The following is a 22,417-nucleotide window of genomic DNA, read 5'->3' as shown; positions in this document are numbered from 1 at the left end:
TCGTCGCTCGGGCCCACTTTTCCTTTCGACATCGGGCTCGACGCGGTTGAGTCGGCGCCGTCCTGCCGGCCCTTACCGGCCCGCCGCTCGTCAGCAGAGAGGTCCCGATGTCCACTAACCCCACGCACGGCGCCGTCGAAGCTCGTTCCTTCGACTTCGTGCCCGAGGAGGAGCGAACCGGGTCGGTCACGGCCCAGTCGAAGTTCTGGTTCATGGTGAACGCCACCCTGATCACCGCTTACACCGGAGCGGTCGGGCCTCTCTTCGGCCTCGGCCTGCCCGTCACCTTGCTGACGATCGTGGCCGGGACGCTGTTCGGCACGCTCTTCCAGGCGTTCCACGGTGCCCAAGGGCCGCATATGGGGCTGCCTCAGATGATCCAGAGCAGGGTCCAGTTCGGCTCGCGCGGCGCGATCGTGCCGATCCTGGTCGCTGCGATCGTCCCGATCGGGTTCGCCATCTTCTACCTGCAGACCGGCGCCGACGCGGCGTCCGGCGTCCTCCCCGGCGACGTCGACCCCTTCGAGGTGGTCATCGGCCTCCTGGCCGGTCTCCTTGCCATCGTGGGCTACCGGTGGATCCTCAGGTCGGAGGGATTCATCGCCTACGTCATGGTGGCGAATCTCTTAGCACTGACTGTCGCCGGTTTCGCAACGCTGCCGATCACCCAGTTGCTTGGCGACTGGGGGTGGGGATGGACGGGTGTGCTCGCCCAGTTCGGCGCGGCGGCCGGCTATCAGATCGCGATCGCGCCGATCGTGTCGGACTACACCCGCTACCTGCCCACCCGCACGCCCGGCGCGGCGGTGTCGACAGCTGTCTTCCTCGGCACGGTCGCCTCCGCGCTCTGGATCGAGTTCATGGGAGCCGCCGTCTCGTTGACCTACCCCGACCTCGACGTAGTGGCGGCCATCAGAACCATGGGCGACGCATGGGGCTTCCACCTGGGATCGGTCACCATGCTCGTCGCGGTCGTGGTCTGCCTGGTGACCGCTGCCGTCTCGCTCTACAGCGGCACGGTGTCACTTCTCAGCGGTGCTGAGGCGTTCAGGCCCTTCGCCTCCACGCCTCTGCTGCGGGCCTGGACCATCGGCACCGCGACCGTCGTGGTGATCGTCGCTGGGCTCGCGCTCCCCGCTGACGTTCTCACGTCCTTCTCGACCTTCCTGGCGCTCCTCGGCTACCTGCTGATCCCCTGGACGGCGGTGAACCTCACGGACTACTACCTCGTACGACGGGGCGCCTACTCGGTCACCGACATCTTGCGCACCGACGGCGGCATCTACGGTCGCTGGGGGATACGCGGACTGACCAGTTACGCCTTGGGCGTGGTCTGCATGGTGCCTTTCGTCAGCAACGCGCTCTACACCGGGCCGATCGCCTCCGGCCTCGGCGGCGCGGACATCGCCTTTGCCATCGGCCTGGCGGTATCCAGCATCAGCTACATCCTCCTGATGCGCGGCGTCGACCTCGCTGCGGAGCGAGCGTTGGTCCTTGCCGCGCCCCTCAGCACGTCCTTACTGCACGCCGCTGACGCCACCCGAGGCGTCACCACCACTGACAGGAACCTCGTATGAACGATCTCAACCCCACCACTGGATCCACCCTGCGACTGGTCTGGCCTCAATGGCAAGGCGGCGGCAGCAGCTCGTTCGACACCTTCTTCGGCGAGCTTCCACGCGACCAGGCACGGCGCGGCTATGCCGTCGGCACCACCGTCCTCGAGAGCGTCCTGCCCCCACATCACGGCCCTGTCGCGCGGGTGCCTGTCTCCATGAGCGACGAAGGCATCGCTCTGGAAGATGGTGTGGAGGCTCGGCAAGCCGTGCTCACCGGACTGCGTCAGGCACTGGTCACGATCGCGGGAGTGGGCCCGCGAATCGATCGAATCCTCACGCTGGGCGGCGAGTGCTCGGTCAGCGTTGCACCGTTTTCCGTGCTCGCGAACCTGTACGGCGAGGACCTCGCTGTCGTGTGGATCGATTCCCACCCGGATGTCGGCACCCCGCACAGCGAATACCCGGGTTATCACGCGATGGCCGTCGCCGTCCTGACCGGACACGGAGACCCCGAGATCGTCGCCGAATTGCCCGAGACCATCGACGGCGCACGGGTCGCTCTCGCGGGTCTGCATTCGTGGACCGACGACGACATCGGCAATGCTACAGAGTGGGGCATCGCGAGTTTCTCCCCCGACGCTCTGCGCACCCGCAGCGACGAGCTTCTGGAGTGGCTCACCGGCACAGGCTGCTCGCGAGTGGCGATCCACGTCGACGTCGACGCGGTTGACAGCAACGAGGTGATCCTCGGGTTGGGTATCGAGCCCGACGGACTCACCACCACGCAGGTGCGGAGGGTGATCGCCGACATCGCGGCCGCCGCGGACGTCGTCGGCGTCACCATCGCGGAGTACATCCCCCGGCAGGTGATGCGCATGCAGGCGCTCGTCGACGGATTCCCACTGATATGAGGACGGCTCCCGACGTCGACGCGGAGCTCAGGGGAGGCTTTCCCGGGAGGGGTAGACCGACACCTCGATGAGGTTTCCGTCCGGGTCGCGGAAGTAGACGCTCTCGATGGGTCCGAGGGCGCCGGTCCGTGTCACCGGCCCCTCGACCAACGGGACGCCATTCGTGTCCAGTGCCGAGAGGACGGTGTCGAGCGGTTCGTTACTGACGAAGCAGAGGTCCGCGCTTCCCGGGACGGGGCGGGCGGCTTTCGGCTCGAACTCGTGTCCCTGCTGGTGGAGATTGATCTTCTGCTGGCCGAAGGCCAGAGCTCTGCGTCCCTCACCGAAGGTCACCTCCTCCATGCCGAGGACTGTGACGTAGAAGCCGACTGTCATGTCGACGTCGGCCACCGTGAGTACGAGGTGGTCCAGGCGTGCGATCGTCACGTTCGTATCCTTTCGCTGATGTCGCTCGTGCCGACGTCAGGGCGTGGGCGATGCCACGCCATCCAGAAGCGAGGGTATGCCGCGCAGCCCCACGACCAGCGCCGTCACCACGGCAAGAAGAGCGGCCGTGAGGGCGACAACCCCTGTCCATGCGTGGGCGCTCCAGACAGTGCCGGCGGCACTGCCGAAGAACGACGAGCCAGGGAGAAGAAGAACAGGCAGAGCGACGCGGCATGCGCAGTCGGCACTCCGCCGTGGTGGGCTCGTGCGGGGACCTAATCGCTCGCGATGACATGCACCGAGAAGTAGCCGAGGGTGAGTAGTGCGGTCCCGACGATGATGAGCGGAAGCTCGGACTCGAGGGTGATCAGCAGCCCACGCCCGCGGCGTGCTCGCCGGTTGCCTCCTCGCCGGCTGGGGCGACCTGACCGCCGGCATTCAGCTACCGCGTGCTGATCGACGACCTGCTCCGCGAAGCAGACCTCCACCTGTCGATGTCGTTCGATAGCCAAGACCTGTCTACGCTTGAGGGTCTCGTCGCTCCCGGCCTCGGAGTGGCGTTGCTGCCCGAGCCGTTCGCAGGTTCCTCCGGGACCGTCGGAATTGCCATCCGCAGCAAGCGAGTGCATCGGACGATCGGCCTGGCATCCCGTGACACCTTGCGCTCACCCCCTGCCGAGCGGTTTCGGGACTTGATCGAGCGAGACTGGGCGAGCGAGGAGGCTGCCCGCTCTCGGGATCGATAGCCGACCGGATGATGTCTCCTGCAAGTGAGCCGTCGCCGCTTGAGCGACACCGGTGAGATGGCACCGACAGTCGGCTAGCTCGTCCGTCCGTTGATGCGGTTGGGAGCACCGAGCGAGGTGAGTGGTGCGGCCGCGCCGAGAGTGGCTACACCGGTGAGGATCAGGAACGTGAGCCGATATGCCGACTCGGTCGGCCACGGCGCAAGCGCCGACCCCGCGGAAACGACGCTCGCAGCCACAGCCGTGCCGATGGCTCCGCCGAGCACTCTGGATTGGCGTTCACGGCGGCGACCACCGCCGTCTGGGCGGCTGGGACGGCCTGGACCACCATCGAGGCGAGTGCCGCGTAGGCCAGCCCGGAGCCGAAGCCGGTGAGAAAACTGGCGACAACGATGGCTTCGACCGATCCGATCCACAGCGAGAGAACCAGCAGACCGAGGGCACTCACCAGGCCGCCGAACGCTACTGCGGCTCGATCGCCGAACCGGGACGCCAGCGGCGCCATGACCAGCCCAGCTCCGAACGTGGTCACCGCCATGGGGAGTAGCAGCAGGCCACACCGGGTTACCGAAGCGCCGAGCCCGTAGCCCGATGCGGCGGCCGTCTGAACGTACGGGGGCAGAACCGCTAGCAGGGCGTACATGGCCGCGCCGATCAACAACGCGACGACGTTGGCTGCGGCGACCGCAGGCATGCGCAGCAGCGCTGTGTCGATCAGGGGGCTCCTGGACACAGACCCGTGCCGCCACCACCACACGCCGCACCCAACAGCGAGCAGCGCGAGCGTGAGCACTCTCGACGAGAGCCAGCCCCATTCTGCGCCCCGACTGACGGCCAGCAGCGCCGCGACCAGCCAGGTCGACAAGAGGAGTGCCGAGCCGATGTCCACCACGCCTCCGTCACGAGCGCGCTAGGTGACGCTTGGGTTGGGGACCACCTTCAGCACGGCAACGGCGGCCGACGCTGCCGCGACGGAGGGCAGGACGAAAAGCGCGACGTAGCCCATCGAAGCAAGGGCCGGTCCGGCGAGAACCATCCCGAGCGCCATCCCGACCGCGAGACTCGCGGACACCAATCCGACTCCAGCGGACGCGCGATCCTCCGGCAAGGCGTCTCGAACGATCGCGAAGGCGAGCGGCACGACACCACCACCGCTGCCTTGAACGACTCGGGCTGCCATCAGTACGCCGATATTTGGGGCGAAAGCTGCGATCAGCGAACCGAGAGCGAGCGCTGCCAGTGAAAGGCACAGCAGGCGCCGGTGCCCCCACGCATCGCCCAGCCTGCCGACCATCGGCGTGGCCACCGTTGCGGTGAGGAGGTTCGCAGTCACGACCCACGTCACGACGGCAGGCGTCGTGTCGAACCGCGAGGGAAGCACGTCCATCACCGGTAGGTTGATCGATTGCGACAGTGTGTAACAGGCGGTGGCGGTGGCGAGCACGAAGAGGAGGGCCGCCGGGGGCAGGTGCGACGCTCCCCGCCCGCAGCCCGCAGCCCGCGGGCCGCATGCGCCCCGCAGCGCGAGCGCGACCGTTTGTCGTGTCAGCCGCGGTCATGCAGCGTCACCGCCGCCTGACGCTCGCCCGCGGGCCGAGAGCGCAGGGGGAGTCTCGAGGTGCCAGGGGGTGTCGGATTGGAACGCATGCCCGACGCGGAGTGTCATGGCGTCGCGGGATGGTCGGGCGATGATCTGCAGACCGAGCGGCATCCCGCTGGCGCCGACGCCCATCGGCACCGACAGCGCCGGATAGCCGACCGCGTTCCAGGGCGCCCAGAACGAGGTGAAGCGGCCGCCGTTGCGGCCCACCTCTGACTCGAGCGGTGCCCCCGCGTGAGCCGAGACCATCACCACCGCGTCGAGATCCGCGAATGCGGCCCGCACGGAACGCCCAGCGACGGTGCGCACGCGGTCGAGCTGAACCTTGTCGCCCGAGCTGAGCAGCAGTCCGGTGAGCAAGCTTCTCCGGATCGACGGGCCGTAGTCGTCCCACCGGTCACGCAACCGAGTTCTATGCCACGCGTAAGCCTCGGCGAGGCATTCCAGTTGGGTGACGTCGCCAAGCTCCTGAAGGAACGGCACGGTGATATCGACCAGCCGCGCCCCGCGGCCCCGCAGCACATCCAGAGCCGCCTCGAAGCGGGCCTCGAGCATCGCATCAGCGTCCTCACAACCAGAGATCAGCGAGCGATCCACGCCGATCCGAAGGCCATCGATGTCATCGCGAAGCCCCTCGAGCACGGGGATGCCCGCCATCACCTCGAAGAGGGCAGCGCAGTCCCACACCGAACGTGCCATCGGGCCGACCGTGTCGAAAGACCATCCGGCAGGGCAGATGCCGGTCATCGATATCAGGCCGTAGGTGGGCTTCAGGCCCGTTACACCCGTCAGGGCAGCGGGGCAGCGGATACTTCCACCGGTGTCGGTGCCCAGCGCAGCAGGCACGAGTTGCGCGGCGACGGCCACCCCTGAGCCCGAGCTCGATCCTCCCGCCCATCGGTCGAGGTCCCATGGGTTGCGCGGTCGAGGAAACGGGTTGTCCGCGGCGAGGGCGCCCCCGGCGAATTCCAAGGTGGAGAGTTTGCCGAGCACGATCGCCCCCGCCGCTCGGAGTCGGCCGACGGCCTCGCCGTCGCCGATGTCGCCCCACTCGGGTTCGAGGGCTTGGCTCTGCGCAGTGGTCACGCCCTCGTCGGTCGCGATCAGATCCTTGATCCCGAGGGGTATGCCGTGGAGGGGTCCGTGAACAATCCCGTCGGCCCGTTCGCGGTCGCGGTGCCGGGCCGCGTCCATCGCACGGTCGGCGAACACGGTGACGAAGGCCCCGAGTTGCGGGTCGAGCTGTTCGATCCGGGCCACGCACTCAGCAACGATGTCTGTCGAGAGGATCTCACCGGCCTGCAGTGCCGCACTCAGCGACCGCAGGCTCCACGACGGAGTGCTCACGAGTCGAGACTCGGAGTGAGGAACGGACCGGCGTACGGGTCGTCGAACGGAGACTGGTACATCCGCTCCAGCATCAGCAGAAGCGCGCGGCGATCCTGGGCGTATTCGTCGATCTCCTGACGCGTGGCTTGGATGCCTGCGTCGGCCAGGACTATCTCGATGAAGTGGACGTCTCGAGGGTGAGATGGCACTACGTCCCCCGCTCGGTGGATCGGGCGACGGGACGTCCTGACAGAAGGCTGTGGTGATCGGTCAAGACGAGCAGAGCGAAGATCATCCCGACCCCTCTCCCGAGCATCCTTCGTGCCAAGGTCCGGTTCCGGCCAGTGCTGCGGGAGCGGCCATGCCTCGTGCTGACACCGACCCCCGAGGCACGGCTAGGTGCCAATCGGTCCGGCGCTGGTAGGCATGGGCGACCGCAAGCACTCGTGCGTCGTGCGACGGTGGTGCGATCACCTGCATGCCCAGTGGAAGACCTCCTCCGCCGAGCCCGATCGGAACGCTGATCGCCGGGTAGCCGACAGCGTTCCAGACCGCGGTGAACGCGACCGCGTCGGCGAGTTCGTCGAGGTGTCCCACCTGGGACAACTCCGGCGCGCCCCAGGGTGCGGTCGGCATCACCATCACGTCGAGATCTGCGAACAACGCGGCCACGTCGCGACGGGCCACCGCACGAGCCCTGTCCAATTGGACCATGTCGCCCGCGCTGAGCATGAGTCCCGTGATGAGGTTGCGCTTGAGGGAGAGTCCGTAGAGACCCCAGTGCTCCCGCAGCGAGTCGCGATGCCACGCGTAGGCCTGAGCGGCGCTCTGCAGCATCGTGACCTGGGCCAGGTCGCGCAGGTGAGGGACCTCGATCTCGCGTACGTCGGCCCCGAGCGCTGCGAGCTCGGCCACTGCAGCATCGAGGGAGCAAGCGAGCAGCAGGTCTGCGCTCGGAAAACTCGCCACGAGCGTCCGCTCGACACCGACGCGCAGGCCGGCGATCTGGACCTGGGATGGGTGGCTGTCGCCGAGTGCGTCGAGCACCCGACGGTCCGCCATCGCCTCGAACAGCGCCGCGCAGTCCCACGCGCTACGCGCGACTGGCCCTACCGTGTCATAGGACCACGCGGTCGGCATCACGCCGTCGCGCGGGACCGCTTCCGCGCTGGGTTTGAACCCAGTCACGCCGCACATGGCGGCGGGGGAGCGTACGCTGCCACCGGTGTCGGTGCCGAGGGCACCCAGCACCATGCCCGCGGCCACTCCCGAACCCGAGCCTGAGCTCGAGCCGCCCGGCCACCGAGAATGGTCCCACGGGTTCCGGGGCGTCGGGAACGGGTTGTCCGGCGCCAGCACTCCGCCGGCGAACTCCATGGTGCTCATCTTGCCGAGCACCACGGCACCGACAGCGCGTAGTCGGTGCACGACCAGGGCGTCCCGGCCCGCATCCCACTCGGGAACCGGCACCCGGCTCTGAGCTGTCGAACCCGCCTCCCGCGTTGCGATGATGTCTTTGACCCCGATAGGAACGCCATGGAGCGGGCCGCGGTCGACGCCGCGAGCGAGCTCGGCGTCGAGGGCGTGTGCTGCGGCGCGCGCCTCGTCGTCGAAGCGTTGCGTGAAGGCGCCGACAATGGGGTCCAGGCGGTCAGCCCGAGCGATGGACTCGTTCACAAGTTCCACCGAGGTCGTGCGGCCTTCGCGCAGATCGCGCCCCGACTGCTCGATCGTGCGCATGTATTCGACGCTCACGATGGAGTCACCGTCTCCACGCTGTCCTCGAGGTAGGGGTCAAGGCGCCGATCAGCGAACGTGCCCTGCGAGAGCTGAGTCATCGTGCGACGGCTGAGGAGGTAGTCGACAGTGAACTGCTCAAGTTCTGAGGCCGTTGCGGCGAACCCCGCTTGGGTGAGCGCGAAGTCGACGTAGTCGGTCACCGCGTCCGGCCGATCGTCCGTGGGTCCCGCGTGTAGGTCAGCCATCGACGTGCGCCAGGATTCGGATCTCAACCTTCATCTGGGGTTCGCCCAGGGCCGCCACCCCCACGCAGGTCCACGCGGGATGACGGCCGGGCATGTGCTTCTGCATCTGCTCGACCATTGCCCCGAGGTGGTCGCGGCCGATCATGTCCGCGGCGGTCGGTACGTGGTAGGAGATGATCTCGGTGACGTCGTCCCACGATGCTCCTGCGTCGGCCAACACCGTCGTGAGCGTGCCGAAGGCGTTGGCGATCTGGTCCTCGACGGCGCTCGGGTAGGTCCAGTCGTTCGGGTCGCCGCCCTGCACCCGTGCCTCGCCGCCGTGTCCGGACGTCTCGACCCAGTTGCCGACGCGAAACGCTTGCGACATGTGGTTCGCGTTGCAGGCTTCCTTATATTCCTCCGACGCGGTGAAGGTCGTCGACGGAGTGGTGGTCATGTGAATGCTCCTTTTGCTGGGCTCGTGGAAGGCAGGTTCGCTGGCGATGACGGCGGTGACCCGGATCTCGACGCGCATTTCGGGCTCGCCGAGCACGGGAACCCCGACACACGTCCAGATCGGCTGGCGGTCGGGCATGTGGCGGGCCATCTGCTCGTTCATCGCATCGAGGTGCTCGGCTCCGATGCCAGACCCGCCGACAGGCCGGTGATACGAGGTCACCTTGACGACATCGGACCAGGTGGCGCCCGCGAGAGCGAGCACCCGCCCGAGGTTCTCGAAGGCGTTGGCGATCTCCTCAGCCAGGCTCTCGGGGTAGCGAGCCGAGTCGCCGGCCCATCCGCCCTGGCCTGAGACGTCGACGCGGTTGCCGGTGCGCACGGCCGCGGACATGTGCCACCTAGCGCAGATCTCGGCGTGGTCTTCAGGTACGACGAAGGTGATGTTCACGTGGTCCTCTCGGGTGATCAGGCTGAACGCGGCTCGGCCGCGGTGTCGTGGTCAGACGTGTTGGGGGAGCGGCGTGCCAGGCCGGGGTGGGTCGCCCCCGATGTTGCGGCCCGGCGGCGGTGGGTCAGCTCGCTCACAACGAACAACAGGCCCACCAGACCGAGGGAAAGCCAGGCGAAGACGGCACCGAGGCCGACGTTATTGGCGAGGGAGTAGATGAGAAGCGCGACGAGAAACGCAATCGCTACCGCGTAGAGCGCCACCGCCGTCCAAGCGCCGCCGCGCACCGCCGCGATGCAGGCCGCGAGGGTGATCGCGATGTACACCAGCACCCAGGAGTAGACAATGAACTGCACGAAGTTGATCGTGGCCCCATACAGGCCCTGGTCGCTGAAGAGGACGAACGCCGCGATCATCACGAACGACAGGCCGGCCATGACCTGAGCGGCGCGGGCAGGCGTGTGATGCCGAGGATCGATGGCGCCGATCACGGCGGGCAGATAGCCGTCCTGGCTGGCGGTGGCCACGACCCGCGAGGAGTCGTTGAGGTAGGCCAGCATCGAGCCGATGGAGGCAACGGCGACGAGAAGGTCGGCCGGCGCGCCGGCCCAGCCGACACCGCCAATGTCGGCGAGGATGCGCAAGGGCGAGCGACCCGCGACAAGCTCGTCGAAGTGGCCGGACAGGATCGGCACGGTCAGCACGGCCGATACCAGCGAGGCGAGGCCGAGCAGCGCCACCATGGAGCCGACGACGGTGGGCACCGTGCGGCGGGGATTGCGGGTCTCCTTGGCGAGGGCGGTCATCCCCTCGAAGCCCACGAAGACGGCGAAGGCGATCGTCACCGTCGGCACGAAGCTGCCGAGATCGAAGCCCTGCAGGCGGAACTGTGAGCTGAGGTGAAGCCCCGACGTCGCGATCGCGGCGACGAAGATGATGAGGATGAACGGGGCGCAGAGAGCTCCAAGCGCGATCGCGCTGTTGACTGACACTGACACGCCCAAGCGTTGCAGCGCGCAGCACGCGATGAAGATGACGGCCGCGGCGACCAACTGCAGCTCGAGGGAGACGTGCGGCATGCCCGCCTCCTCAAGGCCGCCGAAGCCGAAGTACAGCGCGTTGCACAGATAGACCGTGATCCCGCCGGAGTAGCCGACGAAGAGTGCCGAGTGCCCGAACATGCCCGCCCGCTCCCCGAACTCCAGGCGCAGGTAGGACATCAATGATCCCGACACGACGTGCTTGCGGGCGAACGTAACGACGGCCGCAGCAACCGTCCCCGCGACGATCGTGGCCAGCACGATCGCGAACCAAGCGGAATTGCCGCCGCCGAGCAGGTAGGCACCGAAGGTGCCGAGAGTGGCGGGAACGCCGAGCGCCGCGGTGCCGAACATCAGGGCCTGCGCTAGCGACAAAGTCCCAGCGGCCAGGGCCGGCTCGTCGTGATCGGCGGAAGCGGCGGGGAGTTCGCCGGGGGTGTGCGATGTGCTCATAGGGTCACCAGCCTGACTCTCGTCTGTACGAGGCCCGGCGACGCTGCCAGCCCAGTGCCGCTCGTCGGCACCGGCGTAAGCAAAGCAGTGTTTTGGCAGCCATGCCATAATTAAACGAGGCAGTAACTCAATGTTTACGTGGGTCGGCCGCGACCACCTCATGGGTTAGGGTCGGAGGCCGCGCGACACCGCTGCGGACGGCCGAACGGGAGGACCGCTTGTGACTGTGCGTTCCACGACGGAGCCCGCCGGCGGGCGTGGTGAAGACGACACACGCCCCACGAGGGAAGCCGCGCGTGGGGTGGGTCGTCCGCGGGTGAGTTCGCGTGCGGCGATTGAATCGGTGGCGCTGGAGATGTTCGACCGCTCAGGCTTCGATGAGACGACCGTCGAACAGATCTGTGAGCGCGCCGGAGTCAGCGTCCGCACCTTCTTCCGCTACTTCGGGTCGAAGACCACCGTCCTGTGGACGGAGGTCGAGCGGGAAATCGAGACGCTGCGGACGGCACTGACGAAGCAACCTGCCTCGCGCTCGATCGCCGACGCCGTGCGGGTGGCCATCCTCGAGAGCAATCACGCCAACGCCGCGAACGGCGTCAACATGCGGACGCGATTCCGGATCGTGCACGCCGCATCGCAAGCGCGCACGCGTTGGCACTTCGAAGAGCTGTGGGTGAATGCGGTGTCGGAGTTCGCAGGGAGCCGCCTTGGAAGCCCCGCAGATTCGTTCCTGCCGCGTGCGGTCGGCCTCAGTGCGGTCGCGGTCTGCCGTGCCGCGGCCGAGCAGTGGGAGCGCTCTCCAGAGCTTTCACTGCTCGACCTGCTCGATGAGGCTCTATCCATATGGTCCGAGGGATTCAGCCGCGTGCTTGCCGACCGCAGCGGTGGAACCGAAGTGGACTGAGACCCTCACACGCGGAAGCTGTCTCCGCTTCTGGCGCCGTTCCAAGCCGACCCGGGATGGTCGAGGGCTCAAGACCCCGGCGGACCGCACCACCTGCCGAGCTGCTCCGCCCCATTCACGACGAGACTGCTCAGAGACCCTACCCATGCCCGATCGAGTCCACGCCATCACTACCGCGCCAGAGTGAGGGTGCGATCCCGTACTCGCGCCGGAATGCCCGAGTGAAGGTCGTCGGGTCGCCGAAGCCGCACCTCAGGGCGATCGAGGTGACCGTCGCACCGCTGACGTGGGAGGTGGCGAGGAGTTCGCTGGCCAGGCGGAGTCGCTCGCGGCGGATGAACGCGGCCGGAGTCCGGTCGATGGTCGCGAACGCGGTGTACAGGGTTCGCTGCGAGACGTGGTGGGCCAGGGCGAGGGTGTCCACCGACAGGTCAGGGTCAGAGGCATGCCGGGCGATGTACTCGGCACAGCGGACGACCAGATCGTCGGCCGATCGCCGCATGCCGGGATCGGTGCCGGCGACTACCTCGTGGGCGACGGCCGACATCAGGTCGCCGGTGACCCGACCGAGGGAGAGTCGTCCGGTGGTCGACAGTTGATCGGAGACCGCCAGGCTGGTCTCGATGCCTCGCAGCATCGCCAGTAGCGGAGAGCCTGCCGGAATCATCTGAGCGCACACGTCCTCCCACGCCCTGCGCGGCACCGCCACCTCCGCCGTCTCCGCGCGCACCACGAGCTGGCGGTGGAGCGGTGAGTCTGACGCGATCCGGTAGGGCCGCCCGGTGTCGAGAATGGCGGCCTCCCCAGCGTGCAGGACGCATCCGCGGCCGCCCTGCTCGAGCGCGGCCCCGGCATCGAGCTGGATGATCAGGAGCAGACTGCCGTCCCCACCCTGACTGACACGGCGCGCGGACCTTTGAACCGTGACTGGTCCTGTTTGAACTTCTGCAACCGACAAACCTGCGAGGAGCGGCATGAACCTCATGGTCGCCCTGAAGCCCTCATCGTGCGCGAAACAGTCGAGGGGGACGAAGGCGCTGCTGGCAACGGACCGCCACTCGCTGAGGCTCGTCACCGAGGCGATCGACATAGCGCGGTTCTCCCTTCGGTGTGAGCCGGGTGATCGAGGTGAAATGTGCCCGAAATGGCGGCGACATGAGGCGGGATCGGCGGTGCATCAACGCTAGCGCCGATGCTGCAGAAATCGTCATAGCTCCTTCAGAAAGCGCCGAGACCGCGCCGTCGAGGCGTTCCTAGGTTGGGCGAAACCGTGGCGTGGGTCACGGAGAAGCGAGGAGCAGACGTGAGTACGTGCATCCGTGTGGCGGCCGTCCAGGCCGAGCCGGTCTGGCTCGATCTGGAGGCCACCACCGACAAGACGATCGCGATCATCGCCGACGCGGCGGCTGATGGCGCCGAGCTGGTCGCGTTCCCGGAGACGTGGCTGCCGGGTTTCCCGGTATTCCTGTTCGGGATGCCGGTCTACGAGCAGACCGAGCTGGTCCGGACGTACATCGCGAATTCGCCGACGGTCGATGGCCCCCAGATCGGGCGGATCCGCGCCGCGGCCCGCGAGCAGGGCATCATCGTCGCTCTCGGCATCAGCGAGCGCGACCATGGGTCCCTCTACATGTCCCAGCTGGTGATCGGTGAGGACGGCGACATCCTCATGCACCGCCGGAAGCTGAAGCCCACCCATGCCGAGCGATCGTTGTTCGGCGAGGGGGATGGAACCTCGCTGCGCGTGATCGAGACGCCGCTGGGGCGACTGGGGGCGCTGAACTGCTTCGAGCACCTACAGCCGCTGACGAAGTTCGCCCTGTTCGCGCAGCATGAGGAGATCCACATCGCCGGCTGGCCGTGCATCGGGATCATGGGCGAGCACAACACGCTGGGTGCCGAGACGACCCTGATGGCCTCACGCCAGTACGCCCTCGAGGGCAGCACCTTCGTGCTGGTGGCCACGCAGATCATGACGGACGCGGGCGCCCAGCGGTTCGCGGCCTCCAATGGCAGCCCCTTCCCGCTCTACACCGGTGGTGGGGGCCTCGCGCGTGTCTACGGCCCCGACGGCGGACTCCTCACCAAGCCACTCGACCCGTACGCCGACGGGCTGGTCGTGGCCGACATCGACCTCAGCGACATCGGGCTCGCGAAGAACATCGTCGACCCCGTCGGCCACTACGCACGCCCCGACGTTCTCCGCCTCCTCGTCGACGCGACGCCACGCAGCGTCGTCCTCGACGCCACGACCATCACCTCACCCGCAAGCACACAGATCGACGCCGACCCCGCCGCACTGAAAGTAGAGAACGATGACTGACGTTTCCGCGCCCGCGCCCATGACCGACGTCCGGCCCGCTCATGGTCCTGACTACGAGTGGAAGATCATCGCGATCCTCGCGCTCAGCATCGGGATGATGGGCTTCGACCGCTGGCTTCTCACCTCTCTCTTCCCGGTCATCGGTCCCGATCTGGGCCTCAACTACCAGGACCTCGGCAATATCACCGCAGCCATGGGCGTGGTCTTCGGCGTCTGTGCCATCGCGGCGGGCACGCTGTCCGACACCCTGGGCCGGCGCCGGATCGTCATTCCGGCGATGATCGCGTTCTCGCTCTTCAGCGCTTTCTCCGGCATGGTCGGGTCGCTCGTCGGCTTGCTCCTCATGCGGATGGCGCTCGGTGTGTCGGAGGGGTCGTTCCTCCCGACGATGTACGCATCGGCGATGGAGGGCTCGAAGCCGAGCCGTCGAGGTCTCACCATGGGCCTGCTGATCAGCTGCTTCCCGTTGTTCGGACTCGGACTCGGTCCGATTCTCGCGACCCGGCTGCTGGATGTCGTGCCGGGGTGGCGGTGGGTCTTCGTCGTCTCGGCTGTCCCCGGGATCATCCTTGCGCTGCTGATCGCCCGGGTGATGAAGGACCGGCCGAACTACCCGCTCCCGGCGGGGGAGCGGCCGGCTGACCACCGCGTCACCGTCGCGTCGGTCGGCCTCCTTCTGCGTGAGCGCAACATCGTCGTCGCGCTTCTGGCCACCTGCCTCGGTCTCGGGTCGATGTTCGTCCTCGGCGGCATGATGCCCAGCTACCTGACCGACTATCTGGGGCTGAGTCTGCACACGGCGGGCAACGTCACCGCGGCTGTCGGATTCGGCGGGTTCGCCGGCCAGATCCTGCTCTCCGGCCTGTCCGACGTGATCGGCCGGCGGGCGATGCTCGTCGGGACCTCGCTCACTGGGGCGGCGATGATCGCGGTCTTCACCCAGATCGGTCCGACGCCGGGACTGCTGTTCGCGGTGCTCTTCCTTGCGTCGATGTGCGTCTTCGCGTTGATGAGTCTCATCGCCGGCCCGGTCACGACCGAGGCGGCTCCCGCCGGACTGCTGGGCGCCGCCAGTGGGCTGGTCATCGGCGGCGGCGAGATCTTCGGCGCGGCGAGCGGCACCGTGATCAGCGGGGTGGCCGCGCAGCACTTCGGCATCGACGCCATCCCGGTCATCGGGGTCGCCTGCATGGTCCTGGCGGCAGTGGCCGGCCTCTTCCTGCGCGAGACCGCACCCCGACTGTTCGACCGTCCTCACAGCGCCACCACCTCAACCGCGGCTGTCGTCAGCTCCACACCGAGATGAGGCGGCTGGCGGCCCGGGGCTGCGATCCTCCTGCGCCCGGGCCGCCGCGCTGGCGTCCTGTTTGACGACTCCGTCCGGGGGCCGTACCGTCGAGTTATATATATCGAACGGAACGTTCGATAATAGAGACACGACGGAGGCCCGCGAGTGGAGACGGTGAAGGCAGCAACGGGCGCTGGATGCCCGGCAGGAGGGACCGCGCGTCGTCCGGGCGGATGCCCGGTCTCCGGTGCGGAGTCGTTCGACCCGTTCGGACCGGTCTATCTGGCTGACCCGCCGGGCTCACTGACGTGGGCCCGCGAGAGCGCCCCGGTCTTCTTCGACGCGGATCTGGGCTACTGGGTGATCTCTCGGTACGAGGACGTCAAGGAGGTCTTCCGAGACAACGAGACGTTCTCGCCCTCGATTGCCTTGGAGAAGATCACCCCGGTCACGCCGGAGGCGCTGGCCGTCCTCGAGTCGTACGACTACGCCATGAACCGCACGTTGGTGAACGAGGACGAGCCGGCGCACTTGCCTCGGCGACGAGCGCTGCAGGGTCCATTCCAGCCGGCTGAGGTGACGCGGCATGAAGAGCTCGTGCGCGATCTTGCCCGCTCCTTCGTCGATGGCTTCATCGATTCCGGACGCACCGACCTCGTCGACTCCATGCTCTACGAGCTCCCGCTGACCGTCGCGCTGCACTTCCTCGGGGTCCCGGAGGAGGACATGGCGAAGCTGAGGGAGTATTCGGTCTCCCATACGCTCAACACGTGGGGGAGGCCCAACCCCGAGCAGCAGGTCGAGGTGGCCGAGTCGGTCGGCAAATTCTGGGAGTACGCCGGCGGCGTGATCGAGAAGCTGCGGCTGGACCCATCGGGTCACGGGTGGATGCCGTACAGCATCAGGCTCCAGCAGGAACTTCCCGATGTCGTCACCGACTCCTATCTGCACTCGATGATGATGGCCGGCCTCGTTGCCGCGCACGAGACCACCGCACACGCGGCATCCAACGCGGTGCGGCTGCTGCTGGAGAACCGCGACGCCTGGGACGCGATCTGTGCCGACCCCAGCCTGATCCCCGGGGCCGTCGACGAGTGTCTGCGCCACACCGGCTCGGTCGCGGCGTGGCGCCGTCTGGCGCTCACCGACACCGAGATCGCAGGCGTGGCGATCCCGGCCGGCGCCAAGCTGTTGATCGTGAACTCCTCGGCCAACCACGACGAGCGTCACTTCGAAGACCCGGACGCGCTCGACATCTTCCGGGACAACGCCGACGATCACCTGACCTTCGGCTACGGTGCCCATCGCTGCCTCGGCAAGCACCTTGCCCGGCTCGAATTGCAGGTCATCCTGCACGAGCTCACCACCCGGCTGCCGCACATGCGGATCGACGCCACTCAAGAGTTCACGTTCCTGCCCAACACGTCCTTCCGGGGCCCGGAGCATCTCTGGGTCGAGTGGGATCCGGCGCTGAACCCCGAACGCATGGGCCCGGTCGCGAGCGGTCGTCGCCGCGAGATCCAGGTCGGCTCGAAGCCGCAGACGCGACGTACCGTCGTGGTCGAGTCCCGCAGGCTCGTCGCCTCCGACGTCATGGAGGTGACGCTGGCACCCGCCGACGCGCCATCTCGGGGCGGCCGCCTCCCGGGCTGGTCGGCGGGGTCCCACCTCGACGTGATGTGCGGCGACGTCTCGCGTCAGTACTCACTCTGCGGACCGCGCGGCGGAGATCGATATCAGATCGCCGTACGGCTGGAGGAAGCCGGCCGAGGAGGCTCGCGATTCATCCACACCGAGCTCCAGGTGGGCGACGAGGTGATGATCAAGGGGCCACGTAACCACTTCCGGCTGCAGCGCGGCTTCTCCCGCTACGTGCTGGTGGCCGGCGGCATCGGGATCACGCCGATCATCGCGATGGCCGACGAGCTGAAAGCCGCGGGCCAGGACTACGAGATCCACTATGCCGGCCGGAGCCGGGCCAGCATGGCCTTCCGAGATCGCCTGGACGCCGAGCACGCCGGGCGGGTGTGGCTCTACGTCGGCGACGAAGGCCAGCGCCTGGACGTCGCCGGTCTGATGGCCGGTCCGATCGATGGGCGCGCGTTCCTCGCGTGCGGCCCCGACCGACTGATCGAGGCGATCGAGGATGCTGGTGAGACCTGGCCGCCCGGACACGTCGAGGTCGAGCACTTCTCCGCACTCGGCAACCAGCTCGATCCGGCACACGAGCACGAGTTCGAGATCGAGCTCGTCGAGTCGCAGGCAACGGTCGTCGTACCGTCGGACCGCACGGTGCTGCAGGCTCTCCGTTCGGCTGGGTTCGACGTCGAGAGCGACTGCGAGGAAGGGATCTGCGGGGCCTGTGAGGTCCCGGTGATCGCCGGTGGGATCGACCATCGTGACCGGGTGCTCTCACCTCAAGAGCGCGCAGCACAGGACCGGATGATGACCTGCTGCTCGCGCGCCGTGGGCGCACGTATGTCGCTCGGACTCTGAGCCGGAATCACTCACCGAGCGAATGTGCCGCCTGCAGCACCACGACCGCCGCAGCTTCGGCGTCGAAGCCGTCCAGAGCGACGACGCCGAGCGCTGCCTCGGGTGCGTTGGGTCCGGTGCCGGTGCGCGGGATGGGGGCCGCCACTCCCACGGCGCCTGGCTGGAGCTGTCCGCGGGTGATGCTGTAGCGGCGGGCTCGGGCGACGGCGACGTCCTCCGGCTCATCGGGCGCTGCCGGCCGGCCGGCCAGGATGGCGATTCCCGCGGCACCCTGGGTGAGCGGGTGGCGGCTCCCGACGCGGTAGCCGATGCGGATCATCGGGGCGGCCGCCGGGTCGATGGAGAGCACCGCGACCGCGTCCTCGCCCTCGGCCACGGAGAGGAACGCGGTGGCGCCGGTCCGGTCGGCGAGCTCGTGCAGGGTCGGGGTGACCAACGACAGGAAGCTGGGCCAGTACGACGCCGCGAGAGCCGGAACGGCCGCGCCGAGGAAGACCCGCCCGTCGGCGCTTCGAGTCAGGAGTCCGTGGCTGATGAAGGTGCTGACGATGCGGTAGCAGATCGACCGGGCGACGCCGAGTTCTCCGGCGAGGTCTGCGACCGACATCCCACCGGGTCGACCAGAGACGATCACCAGAGCCCGGATGCCGCGATCGAGCGTTTGGAGCGTACTCACGCCGATCCTCCTCCTCAGGCCGCGCACTGCGCCGCATCCTACGGGCCGCGCCCGGCTCGGAATGTCCGCATGTGCGGGTCGTACTGTGGGAGTTCGTTCGCACCCTCCGCTCGATGCCAGGAGTCGAAGTGTCGGTGATCACGATGCATGGTGGTGGTGCGTGGGAGACGTTCGTCAACACGCACTTCTACAACCTCGAGGTCACGTCTGCGGCCCGCGAGTTCGCCGTATGCGCCCGCTTCGCGACCTTGACGCAGGGAGTCCGGTTCTCAGAAGTGCGCTCCAGCGCCTGGGCGTTCGAGAGCACTGCTCACCAGATCTCGAACGCGCCGGATGACGGCCTGATGCTCATCCTCCAGTTGGCCGGCGAGGCGCGGCTTCGAGGTGGCGACACCTACGTCGACCTGAGGCCGGGTCACGCCGTGTTCTGCGATCCGCTGACGCCGCATGCCGGTCACTCCCACGGGCCCCAGCACCAGATCGTCGCGATGGTCCCGCGGGAGGCGCTGACGTCCTACGGCGACGACGCATCGTTCGTGTGGCAGCCCGTCGGGATGGACAGTATGGCGATGCGGGTCCTGTGCACGATGATCACTGACGTACTGCGCAGCGGGCCGGTGGCGGCCGCACCTGGTGACGGCGCCGGACTGGCCGGAGCTACCGTCGAGCTGATGCGCAGCGTGGCGATGAACGCCGTCCTCGGCCGTGGCTCCGTCTGCCAGGCCGCCCGTGCCGTCGCTCGTCGGGATGTCGAGAACTACGTGCTGTCCCGCCTCGGCGATCCCGCGCTCACGCCTGCCCGGATCGCGTCGCACACTGGTGCCTCCCGGCGCCATCTCGCGAACCTGTTCCAGCACGACGCCGGGCTGGCGGCCTTCATGCGAGCCGAGCGGCTGCGTCGAGCCCGCGCCGACCTCGAGAACCCGGACCTTGCTGCGCTCAGCACGGCTGCCATCGCCGCCAAGTGGGGATTCACTCGCCCGTCGACGTTCAGCCGGGCCTTCCGGCAGCAGTACGGGCTCTCGCCCCGCCAGGTGCGGCGGGCCGGCTGACCTCGCCGGCGAAGACCGCTCCGCGCCGGCGTTCGATTGTGCACAGCGCGCTCGGACTTCGCCCAGCGCGCACCGCAGGTTAACTTCGCGCTCCGTGGGTTCTCTCCGTGTGCAGCTGCTCTTCCGCGTGCCGGTCGCCGCGTCTTCAATCGATGGACCGGCGCGATTCTCGCAACCGGTTCGGACCGCCGCCGTGGGTCGAAGACAGAGAGGAGTGGGTGGCAATGGCCACAGCAGAGCGATACACCTTCGACATGCCATGGGAGCACGGATACGGCTTCAACCAGGCCGTGCGCGTGGGCGATGAGGTCCGGATCTCCGGCCAGCTCTCCCATGACGAGGAGGCGAATTTCGTGGGGGAGGGCGATTTCGAGACGCAGGTCCGCACCACGCTCGCCAATCTCGACAAGGTCCTCGACCACTTCGGGGCGACCCGCTCCCAGATCGTGGAGACCACTGTTCTGGTCAAGCACCTCCCCGAGCACTTCCAGGCGATCTGCGCGCTCCACTCCGAGTACGTCGGCGCCGTCCGCCCGGCGACGTACGTCATGGGCGTCTCCGATCTCGCGTTCCCTCAGCAGCTCGTCGAGATCGGCGCCGTCGTGCGCCTCGACATCGAGAAGTGAGGGAGAGCGCCATGACCGAGCTCACCGACCCGTACGTCGCCCTGGCCATCCAGTCGACCGTCTACGCGTGCAAGACCCGCGACGACATCATGCGAAACGTGGACAACGTCTGCCGCGCCATCGACGAGACCATGTTCTTCGGCCCGATGGCTGGTCGCCCCGGCCTCATCACGCTCACCGAAGGGGCTCTGCAAGGCTTCGGTGGCGACGAGTTCCAGGACCCGACCGATCCGTGGGACCACGTTCGATACGCGCACGAGATGGCGATCACCGTTCCCGGACCGGAGACTGAGCGCCTGGCCGAGAAGGCCCGGCAGTACGGCGTCTACCTCGCGTTCCAGGCCAAGGCGATCGATCCCGACTTCGGGCCCGACCGCTATTTCAATGTCGGGGTGCTCCTCTCCCCGGAGGGTGAGGTCGTTCTCCGGCACACCAAGAACTGGACCAGCGCCATCGAGGGATCCACGACCCCCTACGACATCTGGGACGAGTGGCGGGCGAAGAAGGGCGACATGCTCGAGGCCTGCTACCCGGTGGTCGACACCCCGATCGGTCGGATCGGCATCGCGATCTGTGCCGAGACCGTCTTCCCCGAGACCTATCGTGCCCTGGCCCTGATGGGTGCCGAGGTCGTGATCACCATGGCCTACCCGGAGCCGCTGACCTCCTTCGGCTACTGGGAGGTCCGCAACCGCTATCAGGCGATGTACAACGCGCTCTACATGGTCTGCCCGAACTTCGGGCCGTACTACGCGGATCAGGACGCTCCGCCGACCAGCGGCATGTCGGGAGGCAACTCGATGGTCGTCAACTACCGCGGCGAGGTCCTCGACCACCTCAAGCACGCCAGCCAGGGCTTCGTCGCCGCTGAGATCGACATCGCCGCCCTGCGTCGCCACCGTCGGGGTGGTCTGTTCGCCCTGCAGGCAACCAAGATGCGCTCGGGACTCTGGAAGCAGATCTACGAGCGGTGGCCCGAGTACCCGTCAAACCTGTGGCTTGCGAAGGCCCAGAATCAGAGCGAGAGATTCGGCTTCGAGGCCGAATTGGCCTCGAAGAGCGAACTGCTGGCGTGAGGCTGGGGTGCTTTCAGGAGCGATCGCAGCTCTGGGAAGCACGGGCCCTACCCCCGGATCTTGGACACAGGGGTTGATTACGCAGCGGTTGGCAGCGCATCACACCTAGCGGGCCTCGTAGGTGGATGGGGAGTGGTAGCGACACCAGGAGTGTCGCCGGCGGGTGTTGTACCGGGTGAGCCAGCCGACGAGTTGTCGGCGACACGTCTGCTCGTCGGCCCAGTTGGCGGCGTCTTGGAGGACCTCTCGTTTCATTGTCGCGTTAAACGACTCCGCGAGCGCGTTGTCCGCGCTCGTGCCGGCGTCTCACGTCGGACGATGATGGAGGCGATGATCGACGGGGAACGCGACCCCAAGCGGCTCACGGACATGGCTCGGTCGCGGATGCGGTCCAAGATCAGCCTCCTCGAGGACGCCTTCGCCGGACTCAAGGTCGGCACTTTCCGCCTCTCACCGGTTCAGGCTCGAGATGATGCTGGACCGGATCGACCGCGACAACACCGACATCACCGCAGTGGACGCACAGATCGAGGTACTACTCGACCCTTTCGGTGACGCGGTCGCCCGGCTCGAGGAGATCCCCGGGATCGACCCGAAAGCGGCCGCGGTCATCGCCGAGATCGGGATCGACATGACCCGGTTCCCCAGCCCGGGGCACCTGGCCTCCTGGACCAAGTTCGCGCCCGGGATCAAGGCCAGCGCGGGCAAGTCGAAGGGAAACGGATCGACCGGGCACGGCAACCGGTACCTCGCCCGCGCGACCGGCGAAGCCGCCGTGTCGGCCGGGAGGACCGAGACCTTCCTCGGGGCCCGCTACCGACGCATCGCCCGAAGACGCGGAAAGAAGAAGGCGATGGTCGCGGTCGGCCGCTCGATCCTGACCATCACCTGGCACCTCCTCGCCGACCCCGACACCCGCTTCCACGACCTCGGCCCCGACCACTACGACAAACGAGTCTCAACCACCGCCAAACGCCGCAGCCACGTCCGGGGCCTCGAAGCACTCGGCTACAACGTCACCCTGCAACCCGTCGCCTGAAC

Annotated in this window: 21 protein-coding genes and 2 pseudogenes; 11 read left to right on the top strand and 12 right to left on the bottom strand. The window is 67.6% G+C overall.

Annotation, left to right across the window (positions count from 1 at the left end; genetic code table 11):
* Positions 1 to 107 precede the first annotated feature (107 nt).
* Together QM638_RS02915 and QM638_RS02910 are read left to right on the top strand one after the other, a co-directional pair.
* Positions 108 to 1,577: a purine-cytosine permease family protein gene (locus QM638_RS02915; RefSeq protein WP_415140435.1), complete on the top strand. Its 1,470-nt coding sequence runs from the start codon at positions 108 to 110 to the stop codon at positions 1,575 to 1,577.
* Positions 1,574 to 2,470: an arginase family protein gene (locus tag QM638_RS02910; protein WP_415140434.1), complete on the top strand. Its 897-nt coding sequence runs from the start codon at positions 1,574 to 1,576 to the stop codon at positions 2,468 to 2,470. Before QM638_RS02915 ends, QM638_RS02910 begins: the two co-directional genes overlap by 4 nt.
* 27 nt (positions 2,471 to 2,497) lie before the next feature.
* Here the strand turns inward: QM638_RS02910 and QM638_RS02905 are convergent, their stop codons facing one another.
* Positions 2,498 to 2,896, bottom strand: a complete 399-nt coding sequence (locus QM638_RS02905; protein WP_415140433.1) for a VOC family protein — start codon at positions 2,894 to 2,896, stop codon at positions 2,498 to 2,500.
* A 443-nt stretch (positions 2,897 to 3,339) separates the two neighbouring features.
* Between QM638_RS02905 and QM638_RS02900 the strand changes: the two are divergent.
* Positions 3,340 to 3,642, top strand: a pseudogene (locus tag QM638_RS02900) (LysR substrate-binding domain-containing protein); the annotation flags it as partial.
* Between the two features lie 160 nt (positions 3,643 to 3,802).
* Here QM638_RS02900 and QM638_RS02895 read toward each other — a convergent pair.
* The 8 genes from QM638_RS02895 to QM638_RS02860 all read right to left on the bottom strand — a co-directional run bounded on the left by QM638_RS02895 (position 3,803) and on the right by QM638_RS02860 (position 10,935).
* Positions 3,803 to 4,531 (bottom strand): hypothetical protein, encoded by a 729-nt coding sequence (locus QM638_RS02895; protein ID WP_415140432.1) that lies wholly within the window; start codon positions 4,529 to 4,531, stop codon positions 3,803 to 3,805.
* Positions 4,532 to 4,552: 21 nt separating this feature from the next.
* On the bottom strand, positions 4,553 to 5,086 hold the full coding sequence (locus QM638_RS02890) for an MFS transporter (RefSeq protein WP_415140431.1): 534 nt from the start codon (positions 5,084 to 5,086) through the stop codon (positions 4,553 to 4,555).
* A gap of 111 nt (positions 5,087 to 5,197) precedes the next feature.
* The gene (locus tag QM638_RS02885) at positions 5,198 to 6,589 is read right to left on the bottom strand and encodes an amidase (protein WP_415140430.1); all 1,392 of its coding nucleotides are present in this window, start codon (positions 6,587 to 6,589) and stop codon (positions 5,198 to 5,200) included.
* Positions 6,586 to 6,780, bottom strand: a complete 195-nt coding sequence (locus QM638_RS02880; RefSeq protein ID WP_415140429.1) for a hypothetical protein — start codon at positions 6,778 to 6,780, stop codon at positions 6,586 to 6,588. Before QM638_RS02880 ends, QM638_RS02885 begins: the two co-directional genes overlap by 4 nt.
* Positions 6,781 to 6,862: 82 nt before the next feature.
* Positions 6,863 to 8,311, bottom strand: a complete 1,449-nt coding sequence (locus tag QM638_RS02875) for an amidase (RefSeq protein WP_415140428.1) — start codon at positions 8,309 to 8,311, stop codon at positions 6,863 to 6,865.
* Between the two features lie 11 nt (positions 8,312 to 8,322).
* The gene (locus QM638_RS02870) at positions 8,323 to 8,511 is read right to left on the bottom strand and encodes a hypothetical protein (protein ID WP_415140427.1); all 189 of its coding nucleotides are present in this window, start codon (positions 8,509 to 8,511) and stop codon (positions 8,323 to 8,325) included.
* A 37-nt stretch (positions 8,512 to 8,548) separates the two neighbouring features.
* Positions 8,549 to 9,442 (bottom strand): Rid family hydrolase, encoded by an 894-nt coding sequence (locus tag QM638_RS02865; protein ID WP_415140426.1) that lies wholly within the window; start codon positions 9,440 to 9,442, stop codon positions 8,549 to 8,551.
* Between the two features lie 17 nt (positions 9,443 to 9,459).
* The gene (locus QM638_RS02860) at positions 9,460 to 10,935 is read right to left on the bottom strand and encodes an APC family permease (RefSeq protein WP_415140425.1); all 1,476 of its coding nucleotides are present in this window, start codon (positions 10,933 to 10,935) and stop codon (positions 9,460 to 9,462) included.
* Positions 10,936 to 11,278: 343 nt separating this feature from the next.
* On the opposite strand from QM638_RS02860, the gene QM638_RS02855 reads away from it, so the two are divergent.
* Positions 11,279 to 11,839: a TetR family transcriptional regulator gene (locus tag QM638_RS02855; protein ID WP_415140424.1), complete on the top strand. Its 561-nt coding sequence runs from the start codon at positions 11,279 to 11,281 to the stop codon at positions 11,837 to 11,839.
* 139 nt (positions 11,840 to 11,978) lie between these two features.
* Here QM638_RS02855 and QM638_RS02850 read toward each other — a convergent pair whose 3' ends face one another.
* Positions 11,979 to 12,929 (bottom strand): helix-turn-helix domain-containing protein, encoded by a 951-nt coding sequence (locus QM638_RS02850; protein ID WP_415140423.1) that lies wholly within the window; start codon positions 12,927 to 12,929, stop codon positions 11,979 to 11,981.
* Between the two features lie 213 nt (positions 12,930 to 13,142).
* On the opposite strand from QM638_RS02850, the gene QM638_RS02845 reads away from it, so the two are divergent.
* The 3 genes from QM638_RS02845 (at position 13,143) to QM638_RS02835 (ending at position 17,946) form a co-directional block, all read left to right on the top strand.
* Positions 13,143 to 14,162: a carbon-nitrogen hydrolase family protein gene (locus QM638_RS02845; RefSeq protein ID WP_415140422.1), complete on the top strand. Its 1,020-nt coding sequence runs from the start codon at positions 13,143 to 13,145 to the stop codon at positions 14,160 to 14,162.
* Complete coding sequence (locus QM638_RS02840) at positions 14,155 to 15,468, top strand: MFS transporter (protein WP_415140421.1); 1,314 nt, start codon at positions 14,155 to 14,157, stop codon at positions 15,466 to 15,468. Before QM638_RS02845 ends, QM638_RS02840 begins: the two co-directional genes overlap by 8 nt.
* A 156-nt stretch (positions 15,469 to 15,624) precedes the next feature.
* Complete coding sequence (locus QM638_RS02835; RefSeq protein WP_415140420.1) at positions 15,625 to 17,946, top strand: cytochrome P450/oxidoreductase; 2,322 nt, start codon at positions 15,625 to 15,627, stop codon at positions 17,944 to 17,946.
* Positions 17,947 to 17,953: 7 nt separating this feature from the next.
* On the opposite strand, the gene QM638_RS02830 is transcribed toward QM638_RS02835, so the two are convergent.
* A complete protein-coding gene (locus QM638_RS02830; RefSeq protein WP_415140419.1) occupies positions 17,954 to 18,622 on the bottom strand; it encodes an IclR family transcriptional regulator in 669 nt (222 codons plus the stop codon).
* 113 nt (positions 18,623 to 18,735) lie between these two features.
* On the opposite strand from QM638_RS02830, the gene QM638_RS02825 reads away from it, so the two are divergent.
* The 3 genes from QM638_RS02825 to QM638_RS02815 all read left to right on the top strand — a co-directional run bounded on the left by QM638_RS02825 (position 18,736) and on the right by QM638_RS02815 (position 21,376).
* Positions 18,736 to 19,674: a helix-turn-helix domain-containing protein gene (locus QM638_RS02825; protein WP_415140418.1), complete on the top strand. Its 939-nt coding sequence runs from the start codon at positions 18,736 to 18,738 to the stop codon at positions 19,672 to 19,674.
* Positions 19,675 to 19,898: 224 nt separating this feature from the next.
* Complete coding sequence (locus QM638_RS02820) at positions 19,899 to 20,300, top strand: RidA family protein (RefSeq protein WP_415140417.1); 402 nt, start codon at positions 19,899 to 19,901, stop codon at positions 20,298 to 20,300.
* Between the two features lie 11 nt (positions 20,301 to 20,311).
* On the top strand, positions 20,312 to 21,376 hold the full coding sequence (locus QM638_RS02815) for a nitrilase-related carbon-nitrogen hydrolase (protein WP_415140416.1): 1,065 nt from the start codon (positions 20,312 to 20,314) through the stop codon (positions 21,374 to 21,376).
* A 77-nt stretch (positions 21,377 to 21,453) separates the two neighbouring features.
* Here QM638_RS02815 and QM638_RS02810 read toward each other — a convergent pair.
* A pseudogene (locus QM638_RS02810) lies at positions 21,454 to 21,676 on the bottom strand (integrase core domain-containing protein); the annotation flags it as partial.
* Positions 21,677 to 21,848: 172 nt separating this feature from the next.
* Between QM638_RS02810 and QM638_RS02805 the strand changes: the two are divergent.
* Positions 21,849 to 22,415 carry a transposase gene (locus QM638_RS02805; protein WP_415140415.1) on the top strand — a complete coding sequence of 189 codons (567 nt, stop codon included), beginning with the start codon at positions 21,849 to 21,851 and terminating at the stop codon, positions 22,413 to 22,415.
* The last annotated feature ends 2 nt before the right edge of the window (positions 22,416 to 22,417 follow it).

It is taken from the genome of Nocardioides sp. (genome assembly GCF_047606145.1).
Taxonomy (GTDB): Bacteria; Actinomycetota; Actinomycetes; order Propionibacteriales; family Nocardioidaceae; genus Nocardioides.
This window is presented reverse-complemented; position numbering and strand designations above follow the sequence as displayed.